Annotated in this window: 11 protein-coding genes; 8 read left to right on the top strand and 3 right to left on the bottom strand. The window is 48.4% G+C overall.

The features are described from left to right. Positions 1 to 324: 324 nt before the first annotated feature. From L865_RS0117570 to pfaD, 5 genes are all read left to right on the top strand, one after another. Positions 325 to 1,191: a phage terminase small subunit-related protein gene (locus L865_RS0117570; protein WP_028774444.1), complete on the top strand. Its 867-nt coding sequence runs from the start codon at positions 325 to 327 to the stop codon at positions 1,189 to 1,191. Continuing rightward, positions 1,191 to 9,320 carry a type I polyketide synthase gene (locus L865_RS0117565; protein ID WP_028774443.1) on the top strand — a complete coding sequence of 2,710 codons (8,130 nt, stop codon included), beginning with the start codon at positions 1,191 to 1,193 and terminating at the stop codon, positions 9,318 to 9,320. The genes L865_RS0117570 and L865_RS0117565 overlap by 1 nt, the downstream gene beginning before the upstream one ends. Then, positions 9,320 to 11,512, top strand: a complete 2,193-nt coding sequence (locus L865_RS0117560) for a PfaB family protein (protein WP_051484682.1) — start codon at positions 9,320 to 9,322, stop codon at positions 11,510 to 11,512. Before L865_RS0117565 ends, L865_RS0117560 begins: the two co-directional genes overlap by 1 nt. Beyond that, the gene (locus tag L865_RS0117555) at positions 11,503 to 17,283 is read left to right on the top strand and encodes a hotdog fold thioesterase (RefSeq protein ID WP_028774441.1); all 5,781 of its coding nucleotides are present in this window, start codon (positions 11,503 to 11,505) and stop codon (positions 17,281 to 17,283) included. Before L865_RS0117560 ends, L865_RS0117555 begins: the two co-directional genes overlap by 10 nt. Positions 17,284 to 17,365: 82 nt before the next feature. Further along, positions 17,366 to 18,994 carry an eicosapentaenoate synthase subunit PfaD gene (gene pfaD, locus L865_RS0117550; RefSeq protein ID WP_028774440.1) on the top strand — a complete coding sequence of 543 codons (1,629 nt, stop codon included), beginning with the start codon at positions 17,366 to 17,368 and terminating at the stop codon, positions 18,992 to 18,994. Positions 18,995 to 19,098: 104 nt separating this feature from the next. Here the strand turns inward: pfaD and L865_RS0117545 are convergent, their stop codons facing one another. Continuing rightward, a complete protein-coding gene (locus L865_RS0117545; RefSeq protein ID WP_037471495.1) occupies positions 19,099 to 21,408 on the bottom strand; it encodes a penicillin acylase family protein in 2,310 nt (769 codons plus the stop codon). Between the two features lie 119 nt (positions 21,409 to 21,527). Continuing rightward, on the bottom strand, positions 21,528 to 21,773 hold the full coding sequence (locus L865_RS25620; protein WP_157577659.1) for a hypothetical protein: 246 nt from the start codon (positions 21,771 to 21,773) through the stop codon (positions 21,528 to 21,530). 828 nt (positions 21,774 to 22,601) lie between these two features. Here L865_RS25620 and L865_RS0117540 point away from each other — a divergent pair. The 3 genes from L865_RS0117540 (at position 22,602) to L865_RS0117530 (ending at position 25,510) form a co-directional block, all read left to right on the top strand. Next, on the top strand, positions 22,602 to 22,895 hold the full coding sequence (locus L865_RS0117540) for a hypothetical protein (protein WP_028774438.1): 294 nt from the start codon (positions 22,602 to 22,604) through the stop codon (positions 22,893 to 22,895). A 1,078-nt stretch (positions 22,896 to 23,973) separates the two neighbouring features. Further along, positions 23,974 to 24,240, top strand: a complete 267-nt coding sequence (locus tag L865_RS0117535) for a hypothetical protein (RefSeq protein ID WP_028774437.1) — start codon at positions 23,974 to 23,976, stop codon at positions 24,238 to 24,240. Positions 24,241 to 24,343: 103 nt separating this feature from the next. Next, positions 24,344 to 25,510 (top strand): DUF3800 domain-containing protein, encoded by a 1,167-nt coding sequence (locus L865_RS0117530; RefSeq protein ID WP_028774436.1) that lies wholly within the window; start codon positions 24,344 to 24,346, stop codon positions 25,508 to 25,510. Positions 25,511 to 25,598: 88 nt separating this feature from the next. Here the strand turns inward: L865_RS0117530 and L865_RS0117525 are convergent. Beyond that, a partial coding sequence (locus L865_RS0117525) for an IS3 family transposase (protein ID WP_028774206.1) occupies positions 25,599 to 25,929 on the bottom strand: 331 nt, incomplete at its 5' end.

Here is a 25,929-nt window from a genome sequence, read left to right as displayed (position 1 = left end):
AATGTTTAATATTAAATGTTGAGAACTGTTAGCGCTTGGTCAATAAGCCTGAAAAGCCCGATACATGCTGACATTTTTCTTATCTAAGCAGGCTATTTATTAACACTGCAAACATGGCTTGGCGCACAGTTGTACGCTTAAACTGGTCTAAAGAGTATGAATTAAGTCCCAGGAGATTGTTTTGCCCCTCATCCTCAGGTAGTCTGCTCAACCACTAGCTACTAATTCACGACAAAATCGCGCTTCGACAGGGTTTCTGCAGAATAAAACTGTCATAAAACGTGATGAGTCCCAGAAGATTATTAACGGGTCACCGCTATACTGATGGAAGAACAAGCTCGTCAGGCAGACTCTCCGCCAAATTCAAAAACGGATGAGTGTACGCAAAATGCCACCCAAGTCAGGCACCGCAACGCCACAACGACGCCAGAAATGCGTCAGTTTATTCAGGAATCTGATCTGAGCGTGTCGCAACTTGCGAAGGTGCTCAACATCAGTGAAGCCACTGTGCGTAAGTGGCGCAAACGCGATTCTATCGATGACAGCCCCACTACCCCGCATCACCTCAATACAACGCTGACCCCATTGCAAGAATATGTCGTGGTTGGCTTACGCTTTCAGCTAAAACTGCCCCTCGATAGGTTATTACAAGTTACGCAGCAATTTATAAATCCCAATGTATCTCGTTCTGGATTAGCCCGCTGCTTAAAACGTTACGGTGTGTCGCGTATTGCCGGGATTGAATCCCCCCATGTACCTGAACGTTACTTCAACCAGCTTCCTATCGCCCAAGGCAGCGACATTGCCACCTACACGCTAAACCCAGAAACCTTAGCAAAAACGTTAGCTTTGCCACTGGATGACACACAAAGCGTTGTACAAGTTGCCTCATTGACGATTCCTCCCCAACTCACCGAACAAACCCCAAGTTCAGTGTTGTTGGGTATCGATCCGATCAGCGATTGGATCTATCTCGATATATACCAAGATGGTAATACCCAAGCCACATTGCGTTACTTCGCTTATGTCTTACGACATGGGCCGTTCCATTTAAGGAAGTTGCTCGTACGCAACTACCACACCTTTTTGCAGCGCTTCCCTGGTGCCCAACTTACTCACGGGCAACAGATGAAAGGTGCTGACACTAACAACAAGACGCCCACTACGCGGGCAGCCACTGGAGACTCATAATGAGCCAGACCTCTAAACCTTCAAAAGCATCAGCAAAAAAGTCAGCGGCCAACGCTGCTGACACAGGGCAAGATAGCCAAGCTGATTTACGTTTAAACAAACGCCTTAAAGACATGCCTATTGCCATTGTTGGCATGGCGAGCATCTTCGCTAACTCTCGTTACCTAAACAAGTTTTGGGATCTCATCAGCGAGAAAATCGATGCCATTACTGAGCTTCCAGCGAGCCATTGGCAGCCAGAAGAGTATTACGATGCCAATAAGAGCACGCCAGATAAGAGTTATTGTAAGCGTGGTGGCTTCCTGCCAGATGTTGACTTTAACCCGATGGAATTTGGTCTGCCGCCAAATATTTTAGAGCTCACTGACTCATCACAGTTGCTGTCTTTAATCGTTGCCAAAGAAGTGTTGGCCGATGCTAACTTGCCTGCCGACTATGATCGCGACAAGATTGGTATCACCTTAGGTGTGGGTGGCGGACAAAAAATTAGCCACAGCCTAACCGCTCGTTTGCAGTATCCAGTATTGAAAAAAGTCTTCGCCAGCAGTGGAATTAGCGATGAAGACAGCGAAATGCTAATCAAGAAATTCCAAGACCAATATATCCATTGGGAAGAAAACTCGTTCCCGGGCTCACTGGGTAATGTGATTGCTGGTCGTATTGCTAACCGCTTTGATTTTGGTGGCATGAACTGCGTCGTCGATGCCGCCTGTGCAGGCTCACTAGCAGCAATGCGCATGGCATTAAGCGAGCTTGTTGAAGGCCGCTCAGAGATGATGATCACCGGTGGTGTATGTACCGACAACTCACCATCAATGTACATGAGTTTCTCTAAAACACCGGCGTTCACCACTAACGACACCATTCAACCATTCGACATCGACTCGAAAGGGATGATGATTGGTGAAGGTATCGGCATGATCGCCCTAAAACGCCTAGAAGATGCAGAACGTGATGGCGACAGAATCTACTCGGTGATTAAAGGTATCGGTTCTTCATCAGATGGTAAGTTCAAGTCTATCTATGCGCCGCGTCCATCAGGTCAGGCTAAAGCACTGAATCGTGCCTACGATGATGCCGGTTTTGCACCACACACATTAGGTTTAATTGAAGCCCACGGTACGGGCACCGCTGCTGGTGATGCCGCAGAATTTGCCGGCCTTTGTTCGGTGTTTGGTCAAGACTGCGATGACAAACAGCATATCGCGTTAGGTTCGGTTAAATCGCAAATCGGCCACACTAAATCGACTGCGGGTACCGCGGGTCTGATTAAAGCGGCCTTGGCACTGCACCACAAAGTGCTACCACCAACCATCAACGTGAGCGAGCCAAGTCCAAAGCTGGATATTGAAAACTCACCTTTCTACCTTAATACCGAAACACGCCCATGGTTACCTCGGGTTGATGGTACGCCACGTCGTGCTGGTATCAGCTCATTTGGTTTTGGCGGCACCAACTTCCACTTCGTACTAGAAGAGTACCAAGCAGAACACAGTCGCGACGATGCCGACAAAGCTAAATATCGTCAGCGTGAAGTGGCACAAAGCTGGTTAGTGAGCGCTGCAGATAAAGCCGCATTGATTGACGCATTGACTTCGCTCAACAGCGCAGCTGATCAAGCCGAGTTTATCTTAAAAGATAGCGCCGAAGATTACCCAACTCGCACACTTGATGCTAACCATGCGCGTATTGGTATTGTCGCAACAGACACCCAATCACTCAAAGCGCAATTGACCCAAGCTATCAGTAAACTGCAAAGCAGCGATGATGTAAGCTGGCAGCTTCCAGGTGGCACTAGCTACCGTGCTAGTGCGCTAGTGAGCGACAAGTCAGGTGCTAAAGTAGCGGCATTGTTTGCTGGCCAAGGTTCACAGTACCTAAACATGGGTCGCGAGCTTGCCTGTTACTACCCTGAGATGCGCCAACAATGGGTTAGCGCAGATAAAGTATTTGCTGGCAATGATAAAACACCACTTTCACACATCGTTTACCCTAAGCCGGTATTTAATAAGCAAGATGTGAAAGCGCAAGAATCGGTATTAACCAACACCGCCAACGCACAAAGCGCAATTGGTGCGATGTCGATGGGCCAATACGCGCTATTTAGCGCCGCAGGCTTTAATGCCGATATGGTTGCAGGACACAGTTTTGGTGAACTCAGTGCACTTTGTGCTGCAGGCGTGATCAGCAGTGATGACTATTACAAGCTGGCCTTTGCCCGTGGCGATGCCATGGCGACTAAAGCCACACCTAAAGCCGGTGAAACTGAAGCCGATACCGGTGCAATGTATGCCATTATCACCAAAGACAGCAGTGATCTTGAAACCTTAGAGGCCACTATTGCCAAGTTCGACGGCGTCAAAGTCGCTAACTATAACGCGCCAACACAATCAGTGATTGCAGGCCCGACAGCAACCACAGCGGATGCCGCTAAGGCGCTTGCCGATTTAGGTTATAAAGCCATTAACCTACCTGTATCAGGTGCATTCCACACCGAGCTAGTAGGCCACGCCCAAGCACCGTTCGCTAAAGCGATTGATAGCGCGAAGTTCACTAAGCCAAGTCGCAGTCTCTATTCTAATGCGACAGGCAAAGCCTATGACGCCAGCGGCGCTAAAATTAAGACCGCCTTTAAGAAGCATATGCTGCAATCGGTACGCTTCACTGACCAGTTAAGCGCCATGTATGACGCAGGTGCACGTGTTTTTGTTGAGTTTGGACCTAAGAATATTCTACAAAAGTTGGTACAGGGCACTCTAGCCACTAAAGGCGAAGAGATCTGTGCGATTGCGATCAACCCAAGCCCGAAAGCAGATAGCGATGTGCAGCTAAAACAAGCTGCCGTACAACTTGCTGTAGCCGGGGTTAGCTTAGACAATATTGACCCATATCAAGCCGATATTGCTGCGCCCGCAAAAGCATCGCCAATGAATATTACCCTCAACGCGGTTAACTACATCAGCGCGGCTACCCGCAGCAAGATGGAAAAATCACTTAACCAAGGCCAAGTGTCTAGCACCATAGTGGTCGAAGAAAAAGTGGTTGAAAAAGTGGTTGAAGTTGAAAAAGTCGTTGAAAAAATAGTTGAAGTTCCCACGGTAGTGGAAAAAATTATCGAAGTTGCTGCGCCGCACCAAGATGCTGCCCAGTCTGTTAATCACACCATCAATGAGAGTGCCGTACCAGTGTCGCAAGATAACAAACCAAGCGTAGGTTCATCAGCCGATGCGCTGACACAGTTCTTTGCAGCCCAGCAGCAAGCAGCACAGCTGCACCAAGAGTTTTTACAAATTCCGCAGCAATACGGTGATACCTTCACTACATTGATGACCGAACAAACTAAGCTTGCCAACAATGGCGTGGCGATTCCAGAAAGCCTACAGCGCTCGATGGAACAGTTCCACCAGCTGCAAGCTCAAACGGTGCAAAGCCATACTCAGTTCTTAGAAATGCAAGCGGGTAGCAACAATGCAGCCCTAGCAGCACTAAGTGGCGCCCAACTTCAAGCACCTCAAGTCAGTGCACCAGCACCTGTCAGCACTGTTACTGCCGCGCCGGTAATTAGCGCGCCAGTGGCGCCTCAAGCGCCGGTACAAACTGCGCCAGTACAAACAGCGCCACAAGCGATAAGCGCGCCAAAAGTCGCGCCAGCGCAAGTGGTGGCTACGCCTGCACCAGTTGCAGCTCCCGCTCCAGTTACAGCGCCTGCAGCCCCTGTTGTTACACCCGTTGCTAGCGCACCTGTGGCCGCGGCACCTGCGGGATTAAACGCCGAGCAAGTGCAAACTACCATGATGGCGGTTGTGGCTGAAAAAACCGGTTACCCAACCGAAATGCTTGAGCTTGAAATGGATATGGAAGCCGACTTAGGCATCGACTCCATTAAGCGTGTTGAAATTCTTGGTAGCGTACAAGATGAGCTGCCAGGCTTGCCAGAGCTTAGCCCTGAAGATTTAGCGGAATGCCGCACCTTAGGTGAAATTGTTGCCTACATGAACAGTAAGCTACCTGCTGCGGGTTCAGTTGCCGCTGCGCCAGTGGCTGCTCCAGCCGTGATCGGTGGTTTAGATGCAGCCCAAGTTCAAAGCACTATGATGGCGGTTATCGCTGAAAAAACCGGTTACCCAACCGAAATGCTTGAGCTTGAAATGGATATGGAAGCCGACTTAGGCATCGATTCGATTAAGCGCGTTGAAATTCTCGGTACTGTGCAAGATGAGCTACCAGGTCTACCTGAGCTTAGCCCAGAAGATTTAGCGGAATGCCGCACCTTAGGTGAAATTGTTGCCTACATGAACAGCAAGCTACCTGCTGCGGGTTCAGTGGCTACAGCACCAGTTGCTGCCGCTGCAGTCAGCGGTGGTCTAGATGCAGCCCAAGTACAAGCCACCATGATGAGTGTCGTGGCCGATAAAACCGGTTACCCTACTGAAATGCTAGAACTGAGCATGGATATGGAAGCAGATTTGGGCATTGACTCAATCAAGCGTGTTGAAATTCTTGGTACCGTGCAAGATGAGCTGCCAGGCTTGCCTGAGCTAAGCCCAGAAGATTTAGCCGAGTGCCGCACCCTTGGTGAAATCGTTGCTTATATGAATAGCAAATTGCCAGCCAGTGCACCGGTTGCCTACGGCGCTGCCGCGCCAGCTATCACGCCTGTGGCAGCACCTGCAGCAACAGGCGGCTTAGATGCAGCCCAAGTACAAGCCACCATGATGAGTGTCGTGGCCGATAAAACCGGTTACCCAACTGAAATGCTTGAACTGAGCATGGATATGGAAGCCGACCTAGGTATCGATTCGATTAAACGGGTTGAAATTCTTGGTACCGTACAAGATGAGCTACCAGGCTTACCAGAGCTTAACCCTGAAGATTTAGCAGAGTGCCGCACTTTAGGTGAAATTGTTGCTTACATGAACAGCAAGCTACCTGCTAGTGCACCTGTTGCAGCAACAACGACAGCTGCGCCAGCTGCACAAGCACCTGTGGCAAGCGGTTTAAGCGCTGATCAAGTCCAAGCGACTATGATGAAAGTCGTCGCAGACAAAACCGGTTACCCAACTGAAATGCTCGAACTGAGCATGGATATGGAAGCCGACCTAGGTATCGACTCTATCAAGCGTGTTGAAATTCTTGGTACCGTACAAGATGAACTACCAGGACTGCCTGAGCTTAACCCTGAAGATCTCGCCGAGTGTCGTACCCTAGGCGAAATTGTTAGCTACATGAACAGCAAGCTTACCGTTAGCACGCCAGCAGCACCAGTTGCCGCGACTAGCGCTGCGCAAGCCCCCGTAGCAAGTGGTTTAAGCCCACAACAGGTACAAGCTACCATGATGAAAGTGGTCGCTGATAAAACCGGCTACCCAACTGAAATGCTTGAGCTAAGCATGGACATGGAAGCCGACCTAGGTATCGACTCGATTAAACGCGTTGAGATTCTAGGGACGGTACAAGATGAGCTACCAGGGCTACCTGATCTTAACCCAGAAGATCTCGCAGAATGCCGTACCCTAGGCGAAATTGTGGATTACATGAACAGCAAGCTTGGCGATGGCCAAAGTGCAACCGCGAGTGCTGCGGCAAAACCAGCACCAGTGGCAAATCAGCCAAGTGTTGAGCTACCACCCCATGATGAGGTTGCATTAAAAAAGCTTGATGCGGCGAGCAAACTAGTTGATTGCTTCGCCGCTGATAGCACCGTTGTGATCACCGATGACGGTCATCATGCCGGTGTATTAGCCGAGAAGCTAAACAAACAGGGTCTGAATGTCGCGGTTGTGCGTTTACCAGAAGGCCAACCACAGTCACCGCTAAGCAGTGAAGTCGCAAGTTTCCAAGCAAAATCTGTTGACGAAGCGGGTATCAAAGCCGTTATCGGTCAAATAGACAAGCAGCTGGGCAATATTGCTGGTTTCGTACACCTGCAACCCCAAAGCACTGCCAGTGCAGAGCAAGCCGTTAATCTTGACGATGCGAGTATGCAGCATGTGACCCAAGCGTTCCTATGGGCCAAATTACTGCAGCCAAGCCTATGCAAAGACACTGGCGCGCGTCGCTGCTTTGTTACCGTAAGCCGTATCGACGGCGGTTTCGGATATTTAGATGCAGCCGAGCTTGCCAAAGCTGAGCTCAACCAAGCCGCGCTAGCTGGATTAACTAAAACCTTGAGCCATGAATGGCCAAACGTGTTCTGTCGAGCGCTGGATATTGCACCCAGTGTCGATGCCAGCAACTTAGCTGATGCAATTGCTGCAGAACTGTTTGACCAGCAAGGTATTGCAGAAGTCGCGATAGCGCAGCAAAACGGTGAGCTTGTGCGTCACACCCTTGTTGCCAGCACGGCAGTCAATCAAACCGCTGCAGCTAACTTAGATAGTGCAGATAAAATACTGGTGACCGGGGGTGCAAAAGGCGTCACATTTGAATGTGCTCTTGCCCTAGCCTCACGTACCCAATCACACTTTGTGCTTGCGGGTCGTAGCCAATTGCAGGCCATTCCACAATGGGCTGCAGGTAAACAAGCGTCAGAGCTGAAACCTGCTGCCATTGCGCACATCATCGCATCTGGCGAAAAGCCAACGCCAAAACAAGTTGATGCACTAGTTTGGCCGGTTCAAAGCAGTCTTGAAATCAGTCATGCATTGGCCGCCTTTGAGCAAGTCGGTGCCAGCGCTGAGTATGTCAGCATGGATGTCACTGACAGCCAAGCAATTGGCCAAGCATTGAGTACCCTCAAAGGGGTCAGTCAGGCGAGCGATATTACCGGTATCATTCATGGTGCTGGCGTATTGGCTGACAAGCATATCCAAGATAAAACTGCAGCAGAGTTAGCCCGTGTTTATGGCACTAAAGTTAACGGCCTAAAAGCCCTACTTGCCGCCATTGAACCAAGCAAACTTAAGCTACTGGCGATGTTTAGCTCAGCAGCCGGTTTCTACGGCAACACTGGCCAAAGTGATTACTCAATGTCTAACGACATTCTTAACAAAGCGGCACTGCAATTTAGTGCCCGTCAAGGCCAAACTAAAGTGATGAGCTTTAACTGGGGCCCTTGGGATGGCGGCATGGTCAACCCAGCGCTGAAAAAGATGTTCACTGAACGCGGTGTCTATGTCATTCCGCTAAAAGCGGGTGCAGAGTTATTTGCCAATCAACTACTCAATCAAACTGGCGTACAGTTACTGATTGGTACTTCAATGCAAGGCAATAACCAAGACAGCCAAGGAGCAGCTGCTGTAAAAAAGCTTAATGCGGGTGAGGTGCAACTTGCATCGCGCCCGCTTGCGGCAACCTCGGTTACGCGCCAACTAGACCCAAAAGCAATGGCCTTTATTGAAGACCATTGCATTGGCGGCAATCCTGTATTGCCGACAGTTTGCGCCATTCAGTGGATGCGTGAAGTTGCCAGCGAAATGCTAGGCTCACGCATCACTGTTCGAGATTATAAGCTGCTTAAGGGCATTGTGTTTGACAGCGCTACGCCACAGCAAATGACCTTGGAGTTAACGCCAGCTAAAGACAACAGTCTTGAAGCGCTTATCTCTGCCAACGGCCGGCCACAATATAAAGCCAGCTTAGTTGCCGATGAGCAGCCGTTGCCTGCGGCGAAAGCCTTAGCAGCCCACAATGATGTGGTTGCATCAGGCGCGAGCTTGTATCAGGACGGTACGCTGTTCCATGGTCCGCGCCTACAAGGGATTAAGCAGGTCACGCGCTTTGATGAACAAGGTTTAGTGGCTGATTGCCAAATTCCAATGGTTGAGTTGAGCGATTGTGGCGACTTTACCCCAAGCGCACATATAGGTGGCAGCCAAGCTTTCGCTGAAGACTTATTGTTGCAAGCCATGCTCGTTTGGGCACGCATGCAGTACGGTGCGGCCAGTTTGCCTAGTACTATCGGTGAGTTTCAGGTATTGCGTCCACTTGCCTTTGGCGAGTCGGGTGTTATTGAGCTCAGTGTCAAACGTACTAGCCAACGTGCCTTAGAAGCCGATATTGCCTTGTATCATAGCAATGGTGAACTCAGCGCTAAGATGACCGCAGCCAAAGTGACCATCAGTAAAGGGCTTAACGCCGCTTTTACGGCAAATAAGGCCACGTTAGTACAACATGAGGCGAAGCTGTAATGTCGACATTGGTCTCCAACGCCACCCATGGTCAAGCTGCTGATAGTGTTATGCCACTGCGCATAGCACTATTAGCGTTGCCGTCGGCTCAGATGAGTGATGAGGTGCTCAAGCACCTATTGCCAGATCTGAGCCGCAGTCAGCTATTTGACCAACCCATTGTACAAATTCAAGTGGATGACTTTGAGGCTAATCTCAAAGCCACCATCGACGCGATTAGTAATGATAAAGTGGTGCAGTTAACGGCCCAGTGCTGTGACACCGACGCCCCAATTTCATTACTAATGATGCCAGCACTCAAAGCGGCGCAACTGCGTATTCATCCCCACGCCCAACTCGCTGCTATGCAACAAAGCGCGCTGGGCAGCAATGCAGCATTGAGCGCGGCACTAAGCCAAGCAAAACGTGATGAAACCGATTTAAGCCGTAACCAAGATCATCATAATCTCGATAGCCGTCAGCAATTTGCTGTTGTCTATCAATTGATTGTGGCGATGGCATCGCGCACTTGGCAACGTGAGTTAGTTAACGGCGAGACGCCGCTAAGTAGCAAACAAGCTAAAAGCCACTATTGGTATACCGAGCATCACCAAGCCCGAGTCGCGGCTATCAGCTTTACCGACGATGCTTCATCGCAAGCGGTAAGCTATGTGCTTTCGCAAGGTAGCGGCGTACTCGCTGCCAAATCACTATTGCATGCACAGCAACTGCAATTTGTAGTGCAAGCGGATGACGTCAGCAACCTTACAGCGGCCCTTGGTCAGCTTGAGCAAGCACTCATCGACGAACCGCTAGCACTGCTTAAACTTATGCGCGACAACTTGGCCGAAGCTGCTCAGTCAACGAGTCAATATCGCGCGGTATTGCAAGCCACTGGCGTTGATGCACTTAAAACTGAAATAACAGCGCTTATCCAAGCACTGCCCAAGGTGATCACCGCTGACATGCACGCCGCGCCCTACCGCACTCCAGCAGGCAGCTATTTTGCTAGCACGCCACTGGGCAGCAATAAGCAACAGGCATTAGCCTTTGTTTACCCCGGTGTCGGTACGGTGTACGCAGACATGTTTAGTGAATTACATGGCTATTTCCCTGAGCTGTTTGCGCGCCTAGAGCGTGAAGGCAATCTCAAAGCCATGTTACAAGCCGACGCCATTTATGATTTGGACCCTAAAACTGCCGCCAACATGGCACTAGGCGATTTAGCTATCGCTGGTGTAGGTAGCAGTTATATGCTCACGCAACTGCTCACCCAAGCCTTTAAGATTAAGCCTAACTTTGCGTTAGGTTATTCAATGGGTGAAGCCTCAATGTGGGCCAGTTTGGGCGTGTGGCAAAACCCACATGCACTGATTGCAAAAACCCAAACCGACCCGCTGTTTACGTCTGCGATATCAGGTGACTTAACCGCAGTTAGAGCGGCTTGGCAACTGCAAAACAGTGATGAAGCCATCGACTGGAATAGCTTTGTGGTGCGCTGTGATAAAGCTGCAATCAGTGCGTTGCTGCCTCAGTATCCGCGTGCTTATTTGGCCATTGTGCAAGGTGATACCTGTGTCATTGCTGGCTGCCAAACACAATGTAAAGCCCTGTTGAGTGAACTCGGTAAGCGCGGCATTGCCGCGAATCGCGTCACCGCAATGCACACTACGCCAGCACTGAATGAACATAGCAACGTGATTGATTTTTACAATCAACCTTTGTGCGATGACGTGCCAAACGATATCGGTTTTATCAGTGCCGCCAGTTTGCTGAGTGGTCAGGATAAAGCCGTCAATGAACAACAATCACTCAACAGTCAAATTATTGCTGAGTCGATAGCCGATACCTTCTGTCATCCTTTGGACTTTACCGCCTTAATCCATAGCGCGCAGCGCCAAGGTGCCAAGCTGTTTGTTGAAATAGGCGCAGATAGACAAAACTGCACCTTGATCGACAAAATCGTTAAGCAAGACGGCGGCGATGCGAGTGCCTGTTGCACGGTACCAATGAATGCCAAAGGTGGCACTGATACCACCCATTTACTTAAAGCCTTGGGGCAGCTTATTAGCCACCAAGTGCCGATGTCATGGCAACCATTACTTGACGGCTTAGACCGCGAGATTGCTTTGCTAAAAAATCAACAGCAGCTCGCAGATATTGCTGTTGCTAATGGCATTACCTTACCGAAAGGGGAAGTCTCATGTCGCTAGCTGACAAGTCTTCAAAACCAAGTAAAACCAAACAGAACAAAATTGCCATTGTTGGCTTGGCGACTCTGTACCCAGATGCCAAGACCCCAGAGCAATTTTGGCAAAACTTGCTGGACAAGCGCGACTCGCGCACCACCTTGACCAACGAAAAACTCGGTGCCAACAGCGCCGACTATCAAGGGGTTCAGGGCCAGTCAGACCGCTTTTATTGTGACCAAGGCGGTTACATTGAAAACTTCAGCTTTAACCCTGAAGGCTACCGCCTAAGTAGCGAAGCGCTCAACGGCTTAGATGACAGCTTTTTGTGGGCACTTGATACTAGCCGCAAAGCGCTAGAAGATGCCGGTGTGGCACTAAGCGATAGCCACACTTTGCAGCGTACCGGCGTAATCATGGGGGCGCTTAGCTTCCCAACGGCACGCTCTAATGATCTGTTTTTACCGATTTATCACAGCGCGGTAGAAAAAGCGCTGCAACACAAATTGGCCAATCCAGCCTTTAGCCTTAACCCGACCAATGCGGATTCATCGCGGGCACAACAAGGCCAAGCCATTGATGTTGCCAATGGTGCGATCGCCCATAACACCTCAAAGGTGGTGGCCGATGCGCTAGGTTTAGGTGCGGCACAATTGAGCTTAGATGCCGCCTGTGCCAGTTCGGTATATTCACTTAAACTGGCCTGTGATTACTTAACCACAGGTAAAGCCGATGTGATGCTAGCGGGGGCGGTCTCAGGCGCTGACCCGTTCTTTATCAACATGGGGTTCTCAATTTTCCACGCCTACCCTGACCACGGTGTGTCAGTGCCATTTGATGCCGACAGTAAAGGCTTGTTTGCCGGTGAAGGCGCTGGGGTACTGGTATTAAAACGCCTTGATGATGCCCAGCGCGATGGCGACAAAATTTATGCGGTTGTCAATGGTGTTGGCCTATCCAATGACGGTAAAGGTCAGTTTGTACTGAGCCCGAACCCCAAAGGACAAGTTCGCGCGTTTGAGCGTGCCTATGCCGCCAGTGATATCGCACCTAAAGATATTGAAGTAATTGAATGTCACGCCACAGGCACACCGCTGGGTGACAAGATTGAGCTAACCTCGATGGAGCAGTTTTTTGCTGACAAACTCGAAGGTAACAGCGCGCCAATGATTGGCTCAGCCAAATCCAATTTAGGCCACTTACTGACAGCAGCTGGCATGCCAGGGATCATGAAGATGATCTTTGCGATGCGCGAAGGTGCCCTGCCACCGAGTATTAATATCAGCGATGCGATTAGCTCACCCAATGGCCTATTTGGCAGCCATACCCTACCCAATCAAGTCACGCCTTGGCCGGTGAAAACCAACAACCCAGCGCGCCATGCTGGGGTATCGGTATTTGGATTTGGCGGCTGTAATGCCCACTTACTGTTAGAGTCTTACTGCGCAGATGAACAGCTCGTCGCCACACCACAGCCAAGCGCGCCGACGGCAATGACAGTGACTGGTATTGCCGGTCACTTTGGGCCGCTAAGCAGTATCGATCAGCTCGATCGCGCCATTAGTGAACGTAGCAATGGCTTTATTGGTTTACCTAAGCAGCGCTGGAAAGGGCTTGAACAACATCAAGACTTGCTCAATCAGTTTGGCTTAAGCGCGGCACCGAAAGGCGCTTATGTCGATAACTTTGAACTCGACTTCCTACGCTTTAAGCTACCGCCTAATGAAGACGATAGACTGATCTCGCAACAACTGATGCTGATGCGAGTCACTGACGAAGCTATCCGTGACGCGAAATTACAACCTGGTCAAACCGTAGCGGTATTGGTTGCTATGGAAACTGAGCTGGAATTACACCAGTTCCGTGGCCGCGTTAATCTGCACACTCAGCTGGCACAAAGCCTAAATGCAATGGGTGTCAGCCTTAGCGATAGCGAATACCAAGCGTTAGAAGCTATTGCCATGGACAGTGTCCTTGATGCCGCTAAGCTGAACCAGTACACCAGCTTTATTGGCAATATCATGGCATCACGTATTGCCTCGCTGTGGGACTTTAATGGCCCAGCCTTTACTATCTCAGCGGGCGAGCAATCAGTGAGTCGCTGTGTAGATGTGGCGCAAAACCTGATGTCTGAAGATAATATCGATGCCGTGGTGATTGCCGCAGTCGATTTGTCAGCCAGTTTTGAGCAGGTCATCTTAAAGAACCAGCTGGCACCGGTAGCCATTGAGCCCAACACGGGTGCAGCAGGTAGCTGGAATGTCGGCGAAGGTGCAGGCGCTGTGGTATTGGTGAAAGCCGGTACTGAACTTGAGCAGCAACAAGTCGGTTATGCCAGTCTTGATGCCTTAAGCTTTGGCCATGTAGAACACGCCAGTCGCGTCAGTGATAGTTTGTTGTCGCAAAGTGGCGTTGATAGCAGCAGTATTAAAGTGGCTGAAACCAGTGTCGCACCTGGTAGCTTAGCGATTAACCCACTGGCATTGGCCCAGGCAGTGCACACTAATGCCGACGAGCGCATTGGCCATTGTTTTGCCGCCGCTGGCATGGCCAGTATGCTGCACGGCTTGCTCAATCTATCTAAGCATGCCGTTAGCGCCAATAGCCGCCAACATGCCTTAGTCAGTAACGTCAGTGAAGATCAAATCTCGCAAATTCTGCTCAGCCAAAGTGATGCCCAACAGCAAGCACTTAGCCAGCGCTTAAGCCAAGAGCTTAAATCAGATGCTAAACATCAACTGATTAAGCAAGTGCATTTAGGTGGCCGAGATATCTACCAGCACATTGTTGACACTCCGATTGCCGAGCTTGCCACTATTCAACAAAAGGTGGGCCAATCTCAGCACTCAAACGTGAGCAAAACACCACTGCAATATGTTGCCCGTCAGCCGCAAGCGCTCAATCATGCCGCCCAGACAGCACCAGTTAATTCTGTATTAGGTAACCCTACGCCAATGACAACTAAAACTCTTAACCCGAGCACTCCTGCTGCAGCCATTAATGTTAGCCAGGGTGATCTCAATGCGTTTCAACAGAACCAACAACTAACTCAGCAAGCTCATCAAGCCTTTTTGCAAAGCCGCGCTAGCGGAATGAAAGTGGCCGATGCCTTGCTTAAGCAGCAGTTAGCACAAGTCACTGGCAATACCGCGCCAGCAATTGCACACAGCGCGCCAGTCAATGCCCTAAACAATGCAGCAACGCCAACTACTGCGCCTGTGATTAAGCCAGATCATGCTAACGTGCCGCCCTACACCGCGCCAATTCCAGCACTGAAACCCTGCATCTGGAATTATGCCGACTTAGTTGAGTATGCTGAGGGTGACATCGCTAAGGTGTTTGGCCAAGATTATGCCATCATCGACAGCTACTCACGCCGCGTACGTCTACCAACCACTGACTACTTGCTGGTTTCTCGCGTAACAAAACTTGATGCCACCATGAACGAGTTTAAACCTTGTTCAATGACCACCGAGTATGACATTCCCGTTGATGCACCTTACCTGGTCGACGGCCAAATTCCGTGGGCTGTGGCGGTTGAGTCAGGCCAATGTGACTTAATGTTGATTAGTTACTTAGGCATTGATTTTGAAAACAAAGGTGATCGCGTATACCGCTTACTTGATTGTACCCTTACGTTCTTGGGCGATCTGCCGCGCGGTGGTGACACCCTACGTTATGATATTAAAATCAATAACTACGCCCGTAACGGCGACACCTTGTTGTTCTTCTTCTCATATGAGTGCTTTGTTGGCGATAAGATGATCCTGAAAATGGATGGCGGCTGTGCTGGCTTCTTTACCGACGAAGAGCTTGCTGACGGCAAAGGCGTGATCCGCACAGAAGATGAAATCAAGGCGCGCAACTTAGCGCAAAAGCAGGTGTTTAAGCCTTTACTTGATTGCCCTAAAACTCAGTTTAGCTACCCAGAGATCCACCAACTACTGTCAGCCAACATTGAAGGCTGTTTTGGCCCAAGCCATGCGGGTGAGCCACAACCATCATTATGTTTCGCCTCAGAGAAATTCTTGATGATTGAACAGGTCAGCAAGGTTGACCGTCAAGGCGGCGCATGGGGCTTAGGTTTAATTGAAGGCCATAAGCAGCTTGAGCCAGACCACTGGTATTTCCCGTGTCACTTTAAAGGTGACCAAGTGATGGCAGGCTCGCTGATGGCCGAAGGTTGTGGCCAGTTGCTGCAGTTCTACATGCTGCACTTAGGTATGCATACCCAAACTAAAAATGGTCGCTTCCAGCCACTGGAAAATGCCTCGCAGCAGGTACGTTGCCGTGGTCAAGTGATCCCGCAGTCAGCGGTATTAACCTACCGTATGGAAATTACCGAGATTGGCTTTAGCCCGCGCCCTTACGCCAAGGCAAATATTGACATTTTGCTTGATGGTAAAGCGGTTGTGGATTTCCAAAACCTTGGGGTGATGATCAAAGAAGAAGATGAATGTACCCTTTATCCGTTACTGGAGTCTGCTCAAGAGCAAGTGCCAGCAACGGACGCGAAAAAAGTCTATCAAGCTGCGTCTGCTAACGCCCCATTAATGGCGCAAATTCCAGACTTAAGCAAAACACCAAACAAAGGTGTGGTGCCAATCTCTCATGTGGAAGCACCAGTCACACCAGATTACCCTAACCGGGTGCCTGATACTGTGCCATTTACGCCGTACCATATGTTTGAATTTGCAACAGGCAACATTGAAAACTGTTTTGGCCCTGAGTTTGCTATCTACCGCGGTATGATCCCACCCCGCACCCCATGTGGCGATCTACAGCTCACCACCCGTGTGATTGAAGTTAATGGCGAGCGCGGTGACTTTAAAACCCCATCGTCATGTATTGCTGAATACGAAGTCCCAACCGATGCGTGGTATTTCGATAAAAACAGCCACCACGCTGTTATGCCCTATTCGGTATTGATGGAAATTTCACTGCAGCCTAACGGCTTTATCTCTGGCTACATGGGTACCACGCTTGGTTTCCCTGGGCTTGAGCTGTTCTTCCGTAACTTAGATGGTAGTGGTGAACTGCTGCGCGATGTCGATTTACGCGGCAAAACCATTGTTAATGACTCGCGCTTACTGTCTACGGTAATGGCGGGCACTAACATCATCCAGAGCTTTAGTTTTGAGCTAAGCACCGATGGCGAGCCGTTCTATCGCGGCACCGCGGTATTTGGCTACTTTAAAGCAGAAGCCCTGAAAGACCAGCTAGGTCTTGATAACGGTAAAGTCACTCAGCCTTGGCATGTGGCTAATGGCGTAAGCGCCGACCATAAAGTGAACCTGTTAGATAAAACTAGCCGCTACTTCACTGCCCCTGCAGGTCAGCCACACTATCGTTTGGCGGGTGGTCAACTTAACTTTATCGATACGGTTGAGATTGTTGAGCGTGGCGGTAGCGAAGGCTTAGGTTACTTATATGCCGAGCGCACCATTGACCCAAGTGATTGGTTCTTCCAGTTCCACTTCCACCAAGATCCGGTCATGCCGGGCTCGCTAGGTGTTGAAGCCATCATTGAAACCATGCAGACTTATGCCATCAATCAAGACTTAGGCGCTGGCTTTAGCAAGCCTAAGTTCGGACAGATTTTATCTAACATCAAGTGGAAGTATCGCGGTCAGATCAACCCACTTAACAAGCAGATGTCAATGGACGTTAACATCACTTCAGTGAAAGATGTCGATGGTAAGAAAGTCATCACAGGTAACGCTAGCTTAAGCAAAGACGGCCTACGTATTTACGAAGTGACCGACATTGCAATCTGCATTGAAGAGTCAGCATAGGGGCATGGCCTCAGCTAAGTCACCCTTAGCTGAGGCAACTCAATTACGCGCTAAAACGATAAAAATTAAAAGGTCTTGAATAATGAATTCGACTACAACTAATGAACAGCTCTCGCCATGGCCTTGGTCGGTGACAGAAAGCCAAATCCAATTTGATACCCAAGCGATGGGCCAACAGCTTAAAGATTTTAGTCGCAGCTGCTACGTGGTAAACCATGTAGACAAAGGCATAGGTATTGCCGTAGAAGCCCAAGTAGCGGCCAACGGAAAAGTCGACAGCCAGTCTCACCCAGTAAGTGCTTTCGCACCAGCCCTTGGCACAGAAAGCTTAGGTGACAGTAATTTCCGCCGCGTCCATGGGGTGAAATACGCCTACTATGCTGGCGCAATGGCAAACGGTATCTCTTCAGAAGAGTTAGTTATCGCGCTTGGCAAAGCCGGTATCTTATGCTCATTTGGTGCGGCAGGCTTAATTCCATCACGTGTAGAAGCCGCCATTAACCGCATTCAAGCGGCACTGCCAAATGGCCCCTACATGTTTAACCTTATCCATAGCCCAAGTGAACCTGCACTTGAGCGTGGCAGTGTTGAACTGTTTTTAAAGCATAAAGTACGCACTGTTGAAGCCTCGGCGTTTTTAGGGCTGACCCCACAAATTGTTTATTACCGCGCCGCAGGCCTAAGCCGTGATGCCCAAGGTAATATTGTGATTGCCAACAAAGTCATTGCCAAAGTTAGCCGCACCGAAGTGGCTGAAAAATTCATGATGCCTGCGCCAGCAAAAATGCTGCAAAAGCTGGTTGATGAAGGATCAATTACCGCTGAGCAAATGGAACTAGCGCAACTGGTGCCTATGGCTGATGATGTGACCGCAGAAGCCGATTCTGGTGGCCACACGGATAACCGCCCACTCGTGACGTTATTGCCAACTATTTTGGCACTAAAAGATGCCATTCAAGACAAGTATCAGTACGACACCCCAATCCGTGTAGGCTGTGGTGGTGGCGTGGGGACGCCTGATGCAGCGCTGGCAACCTTTAACATGGGCGCAGCTTATATCGTTACAGGCTCAATCAACCAAGCTTGTGTTGAAGCCGGTGCCAGTGAGCATACCCGTAAACTTCTGGCAACCACAGAGATGGCGGATGTCACCATGGCGCCAGCTGCCGATATGTTTGAGATGGGCGTGAAACTGCAAGTGGTTAAACGCGGCACCCTATTCCCAATGCGCGCCAATAAGCTCTATGAAATTTATACCCGTTATGACTCAATTGAAGCCATTCCGGCCGATGAGCGTGAAAAGCTAGAGAAGCAGGTATTCCGTTCAAGCTTAGATGATATTTGGGCGGGTACGGTCGCGCACTTTAATGAGCGTGACCCTAAGCAAATTGAGCGTGCCGAAGGCAATCCGAAGCGTAAAATGGCGCTTATTTTCCGCTGGTACCTTGGCTTATCAAGCCGCTGGTCTAACTCTGGTGAAGCTGGTCGTGAAATGGATTATCAAATCTGGGCAGGCCCAGCACTTGGTGCCTTTAACCAGTGGGCCAAAGGCAGTTATTTAGATAACTACCAAGACCGTAACGCCGTCGATTTAGCCAAGCACTTAATGTACGGTGCCGCGTACCTTAATCGCGTTAACACCCTCACCGCCCAAGGGGTGAAATTACCTGGTGAGCTACTACGCTGGCGACCTACGGAGCGCATGGCATAAGCTGTTATAACTTAGCCAAAGGTCACAATAAAAAAGCCATCGTTTAGATGGCTTTTTTATTGTGTGGCTGAAACCGTGCACTATTTATCGGGCAAAACGCAGGGTTAGCCTGCAGCTGGTAAGATTTCTAATGTCGCTAAACTATCTCCAGGAAGCAACGGCGTTGGCTGGTGAGTACCGTACTCATCAAAACCGGCGCGATAAAAATCAGATAATGGATGGCCTGACTGTCCGCCAGGTATCGCCATAATGCCCTGCTCTTCACGGCCTGGTTGCACCACAAAACGTTGCGATGCGCCAAAGCTACTGCGCTGTACTGCCGGCATATAGCTGTCACCAAAGCCTGCAACCTCTGGCATATCTAACCAGTGGCTCAACAACGGGATCTGCTTACTAAACGGATGTTGCACCTTAAGCGCATTAACCTTACCCCATTGCAAGGTCGCTAAATCTCCGCTATTACGACTATCGTATTTGGCGAGCAAATCCTGCTTACTATGGCGGTAGGCGTCAAGGCTAAAGGCTGCCCAGCTATCATATCCTTGCGGTAGCCATTGCGGTGGCTGCTTAGCTAACAGTTGCCACATGGGTGTTTCAAGATTGCGCTTGATCGCCGACAAGCTCAGCTGCTGCTTGTTCAGCCCCGCTTCTAACGGCGCAAATGTTGCGTCTATCATCTGATCACGAAAGTGCCGCACTAAGGTGTATCCCACTGAGTCACTGCAAGCACATTGTTGCCACTGCGCCAGTGCTTGTAAATCATCGCTGAATACTTTGGGTTGGCTTGAAAGCACGCTTACTAGGTACTCATGCCACGGGGTTAAAAAGTGGGCGGTATTGTCAAACTGCATCGCAAAAAATAACCGCTCATCAAAGCTGTCATGGGCCAACAAATTATCACGTACTTGTTCAGCTCGTGCCCCTAGCGCATAACCGCCATCACCAAAGCGCTGATGATCACTCGCTGACATGACCCGTGAATTGGCGCTCCATAAGCGATCGCTCTGCGGGTTATGCACCCGCGGGATTTGAGTTTCATCCTGACGCCACAGTTCAGCCTGATAATCATCGCTGTGCTGCGCGGTATCACTTAATGCTGTACGTGACGGAATAGCGCCAGTGGGTTGCCAGGCAGCATCGCCTTGGCTGTCGACTATCAGCAAGTTTTGTACTGGAATACCAAAGTGCTTGGCTTTTTCTAGGCCAGTGCTGACATCGGTGGCTGTTTCTAACTGCATCAACTGCATATCAACGGCGTAAGGCTGATGCGCCACCCAAGCAAGCGCATAGGCCTTATCGTCAATACGTCTAACTGGGCCAAATCGGCTTAACTCCAGCGCATATTCACGCTCGCCTTTTGGCAGTTTAATCTGTTGTTTTTCGACTTGTGTGGCTTCATCGTCCGCCAGAGCAATCCAGTCAGCGGTATCGATATAGGCGTTAGTGAACCCCCAAGCAATATGACCATTCGTGCCCACCACAATGGCTGGTGCGCCGGGCAATGATACCCCAGTAACCTGCACCGCTTCGCCTGTAGCGCTTTGATAGTTTAGCTGGGCGCGATACCAAATAATGGGCACCGCAAACGACAGGTGCATATCATCAGATAGCATGCCGTGGCCGCTTTGGGTGACCTTGCCACTGACCGCCCAGTTATTACTGCCCACTTCTACTGGCTCAGCAATAGGCGTTACCTTTGCCATGGCCACCGTTGGTAAGCTTAAGCTAGGGATAGCAATCTCAGGTGTGGCCAGTTCGCTGCCATCTATTGCCGCTTGATAACGGCTATTTTGGTTCACAAATGCCAACATATCAGCACCAAAATAGCGCTCAATGTGCGCTAGGGTTAAATCACGTTTGATGGTCCCTGATTGTAAATCCAAATACATGCTAAAAATCACTAACAGGCTATCGGCGCTGCGCCAAGGCTCTGGCTTACTTTGGGTGAGCAAGTACTCAAACGAGCGTAAATGCTGCGCTTGCTGGGCATCGTTCACCCCCGCAGCGTAATCTTGCAGCAGACGTTTACTGGCCACATCCATATTGGCCACTATCATCTCAGCGCGCTGCCTGAACTGATGAAAGCGTTGACGCTCATCTAGCTTAATGACAGCGAGGCCAAATATCTCAGCTAACTCACCAGCGGCATTGCGGCGCAATAAATCCATTTGGAAGAAACGGTCTTGGCCATGGGCATACCCCAAGGCATAGGCGGCATCGTTACGATTGCTGGCGGTAATTACCGCGGTGCCTAAGCTGTCACGACTTAAACTGACCGCTTGTTTTACCCCACCGCTGTACACAGTGCCGGTCAATTGCGGCAAGCTAGAATACAGCCCCGCATACAGGGTAATCGCGCCAACAAAGCCTAAGGCTAACAAGCCTATCAGCAGCTTTTTTATTATTTTTATCATCAAGTAAGCTTATATCTGAGCATGTTGCCATCCACTATAACGGCAAGTTACCAAGATGTTAATGTTATCGATAATAATTATGGCTGTAAGTGGGTGGGTGGTTTATAACATTAGTGGCATTAGTCGGTTTTCGCCTCCCAGCGGGGTTTGTGCGGATACCTTAGCGAGTCGCTGTAAAGCCCTCCGTGGCCGCTTTGCGGTTTCATCCCTGAAACCGAAACTCGCTGCGATATCTGCACGGTGTTAATTGCCTCTTCGATTTGGCTGTGTTTTGTGGGATGGACTTGGTTTGCACTGTGTAATTGGCTGCCATTTACCACAATGGTGGATAGTGAGGTTTCGCCTCCCAGCGGGGTGGCTTCCAATTACCACAATGGCGGAAAGTGGGTTTTCGCTTCCAGCGGGGTATGTGCAGATACCTTAGCGAGTCGCTGTAAAGCCCTCCGTGGCCGCTTTGCGGTTTCATCCCTGAAACCGAAACTCGCTGCGGTATCTGCACGGCGTTAATTGCCTCTTCGATTTGGCATTGTTTTGTGGGATGGGCTTGGTTTTTCACAGTGCAATTGGTTGTCATCTTCCTGATCAGTGCTCGAAAGGATTTAGCTTCCAGCGGTGGAGTTGCCATTTACCACAATGAATACTAGTGGTTTTTCGCCTCCAGCGGGGTATGTGCAGATACTTTTTCGGGGCGCTACAAGCACTTCCATGTGTGCTCGACGGTGGCATCCATGCCACCAACGCCCTCCGCCGTATCTACACTGGGTTTAGTGTCTCTTCGATTTCCCCTTATTTTTCGAGAGAGGCATAGTTTCTGGATGCGTTATTACATTTATGAATGAAAGGCATGGATGCCAAGGAGCGACCATGCTGTCGAAGGCCTCAGTCGTATCTGCACTGGGTTTAGTGTCTCTTCGATTTAGCGTGGCAGCAGAGAATTCGCGTCGCAATAGAATTGGCATTAGGTACTGATTTATCGATAAATCTATTTTGATCATCGCGGAAAACGTCACAAATAAGTCAATTCAGACTTCCTACAGCGAACATTGAATAAAAGCCACCCTCCACATGAATATAAGTCATTGAAGATGAATAGCTTTTAAGTTAACTTGCCACTATAACATTAACGTGAGTGTCCGTTGTTATGCGGAATTCGGTCTAATACACCGTTAGCAGTATGAGGAGTATTGTTCTAAATGGATTCACCAGAGTTATCAATTATATTTCTAAATCTAGTAATAGTTTTAGTTGCATACCTTTCTATTTACCCTAAATTAGCTGGAAATAATTTTAATAAAATTTCATTTTATGACATTTTTATTTCAGGCTTTTCATTGCTGGTCGTAGGTTTTAACTATTGGGGCAGCGGACATGAATTCAATTTATTAGTTTCTAATGTAAATTGGTTTTGGTTTACTCTAGTTACTTACGGAGCAATCGAAACTCCTATTGCCATTTGGTACTTCAAAAAACACAAAATTAAATTGTAAATACTGCTAAAAAACAAATTAACTGGGACACGTAGAGCTTACTCGATTCCACTTTGTTCCACATTTTAGCAAGCATTACTTAGCGCGTTATTTGGACGTTTTGCATTCATAGAGTTACGGAGCAAAAAATGAATAGTCACCAACTTTTTTTATCACATATACATGAAGAGAAATATATAGAGAGAAATATATAGACACCCATAGTTAATGTTTCGGGATGGGCTTTGTTTTTCACAGTTCAATTGGTTGTCACCTTCCTAATCAGTACTCGAAAGGATTTAGCTTCCAGCGGTGGAGTTGCCATTTACCACAATGGTGGATAGTGGGTTTTCGCCTCCTGCGGAGTTTGTGCAGATACCTTAGCGAGTCGCTGTAAAGCCCTCCGTGGCCGCTTTGCGGTTTCATCCCTGAAACCAAAACTCGCTGCGATATCTGCACGGCGTTAATTGCCTCTTCGATTTTGCGTTATCTCAATGCTTAAGGGATTGTTTGCTATTTCCCCTTTTATAAATCCAATATTGTTAGACGCTATCAAGATTTTCCCGTCGCGAAATTTCGCTGTTTGAAATGTTCGCCGGGCGTTATGGAGGTTGCAAGGAGGATATTGAAAATTCAAACGGAATAAGACGAGCAGTCCTCCTTGCCCGGTGCAGGATGGAATCCTGCGATCTATTGCCAAACGCAGTTTGGCTGTCCTGGCAAAATGATGTGCTGACCAACAAGGGAAATTGACTGTTTTTGTATCCCGTTATAATGAGATTGAGCAAATTTTTGCGCTAAGGCGTAGAAACAGAGAATTCGCGCCGCAATAGATTTGGCATTAGGTGCTGATTTATAGGTAAATCTATTTTGATCACCGCAGAAAAACGTCACAAATAACTCAAATCCGACTTTCTACAGCGAACATTGAATAAAAGTCACCCTCGACTTAAACATAAGCTATTGAAGGTGAATAGCTTTTAAGTTAGCTTGCTACTATTACATTAACGTGGCTGTCCGTTGTTATGCGGAAATCGGCCTAATATACTGTTAGGTGTGCCGATTGATCGAGTTTAATTCAAGCTCTTGGACAGTATTCATGGATGGTGATTCCATTCTTGAAATGAATAAAGATACATTTGATGAGTCAGAGGTAATGCTTACTGAAGATTTGCTTTGCTTCAGAAGTATTGATGAAACACTATTTGTTGATTTAGGCTATTACGGAAAGAGTGAAAAGTGGGGGATTTTCGTTGTTAAAAATAATGACTGGGAAAGTCCACTGGAATATATAGAGTGTAATAACCTCTTGAGCAGCATCGCTAAGGTTCAAGAATTACTGCATCTTTACCAAAAGCACACCTAACAAGCGCATTAAGTGATGGGACTGCTAACGCTTGGCTCGGTTCCGCTTCGCTTCACAGTATAGCCAAGCATTATCAGCCCCTTATGCGGGCGTTAGGTAGAGTATGTTTTTCCACATTGATGAATCGGGTAATACTGGGAATAATTTATTTGATAAAAATCAACCAAGGCTTAGCTACGGTCTAATTTCTAGCGTTACTAACGTAGATGCTCTTTGTGTCGTCGAACACAATGCTATTCGAGATATAATCGATGATGACCTAATTCATGCAAATATATTGGGTATAGGTGGCTTGGTAAAAATTGCTCCGTTATTGATTAAAATCCAGAAAAAAATGAAGTTCGATTTTGACTACTATTTTATAGAAAAACTCGATTATGCCTTAGTTATATTCTTTGATGCCGTTTTTGATGCTGGGTTAAACGATGCTGTCAAATGGGATACATATTGGAGTCCCTTGAGATACCTTTTAATACACAAATTATCTGTTCTATTTGACGAAGACCTGCTTCGAGAGTCTTGGAGGTTATCAACAGTAAAACGGGTTGAGAATTGTGAGGATGCTATCGTTAGTCTGCTTTCTGAAGTTAAAATTCGAGCAGAGAACGCTGCCCTAGACGCAAGATCCAAAGAGCTTATCATCGATGCTTTGGATTTCGGTATTAGAAAGCCACTATCACTTGATTTCGGTCACCCAGATCAAAAAATAATATCTCCGAATGCTGTTGGTTTTCAGTTTGTCGTAGCTGCAATTGCACGACGAACAAGGAAGAAACGCAGAAAATCAGTGTCATCTATAATCGTGGATAGGCAAAATCAATTCAATAAGGCTCAAATTGGAACGCACTATAATCTTTCAAGAATAGCCGAAGGCATTAAAAACTCTTCTGAGAAAGATAAGGCCATGTATTTCAATAATCCACTCTATACGGATTTTTCGCCTGAAGAAGTTTCACATAAAGGTTTAACAGATAAGGAGTTGACTATTTCGAAAAGTACTGACTCTATAGGGCTTCAAATTGTTGACGTTTATTTGTGGATTGCAAATAAACTTATTTCTGGTGTTAATCTACCATCAGAATTAATGGAACTCTGGCAGTTATTTCAACATCGGAGCTCGATTGATGGCATCTCAATGAGAGGGATGGCCGAGCGATTCAAAAACTTCGAGAAAAACCTACCTAAGCTCAATGATCTAACAGATGAGCAGCGAATAATGGCAAAGGAATCAGTCGATCAGCATCGAAAAAAAGTTAAGGCGCTTGTCTAGTCTTGGCCGTTTCCAGCCTAACAAGGAATAAATAGTGAAAATTGAAAGTATATGGGTCAAAAACTGGCGTTGGTAAGCCCCTAGTTATCTAGACACTTTCTAGTTTCTCAAAATACTGCTTTTCGAACTTCATTGGTGACAGTCCGTTATTACTACCATGATGGCGCACTGGATTATAGAAATATTCGATATAGTTAAATATTTCTGAGCGTGCTTCATCTCTGGTTTTATAGACTTTTCGCTTAACTCTATCCTTCTTTAGGAGTGAGAAAAAACTCTCTGCAACAGCGTTATCATGGCAGTTCCCTCTGCGGCTCATACTTGCTTCAAGGTTGTGTTCTTTAAGAAAACTACGCCAATCTGAACAGGTATATTGCACACCTTGATCGGAATGTATTAGCACTTTTTCGGTCGGAGAC

Source organism: Shewanella waksmanii ATCC BAA-643, from assembly GCF_000518805.1.
Taxonomy (GTDB): domain Bacteria; phylum Pseudomonadota; class Gammaproteobacteria; order Enterobacterales; family Shewanellaceae; genus Shewanella; species Shewanella waksmanii.
Note: the sequence above shows the minus strand (reverse complement) of the source record. Positions and strands in the feature narration are given on the sequence as shown.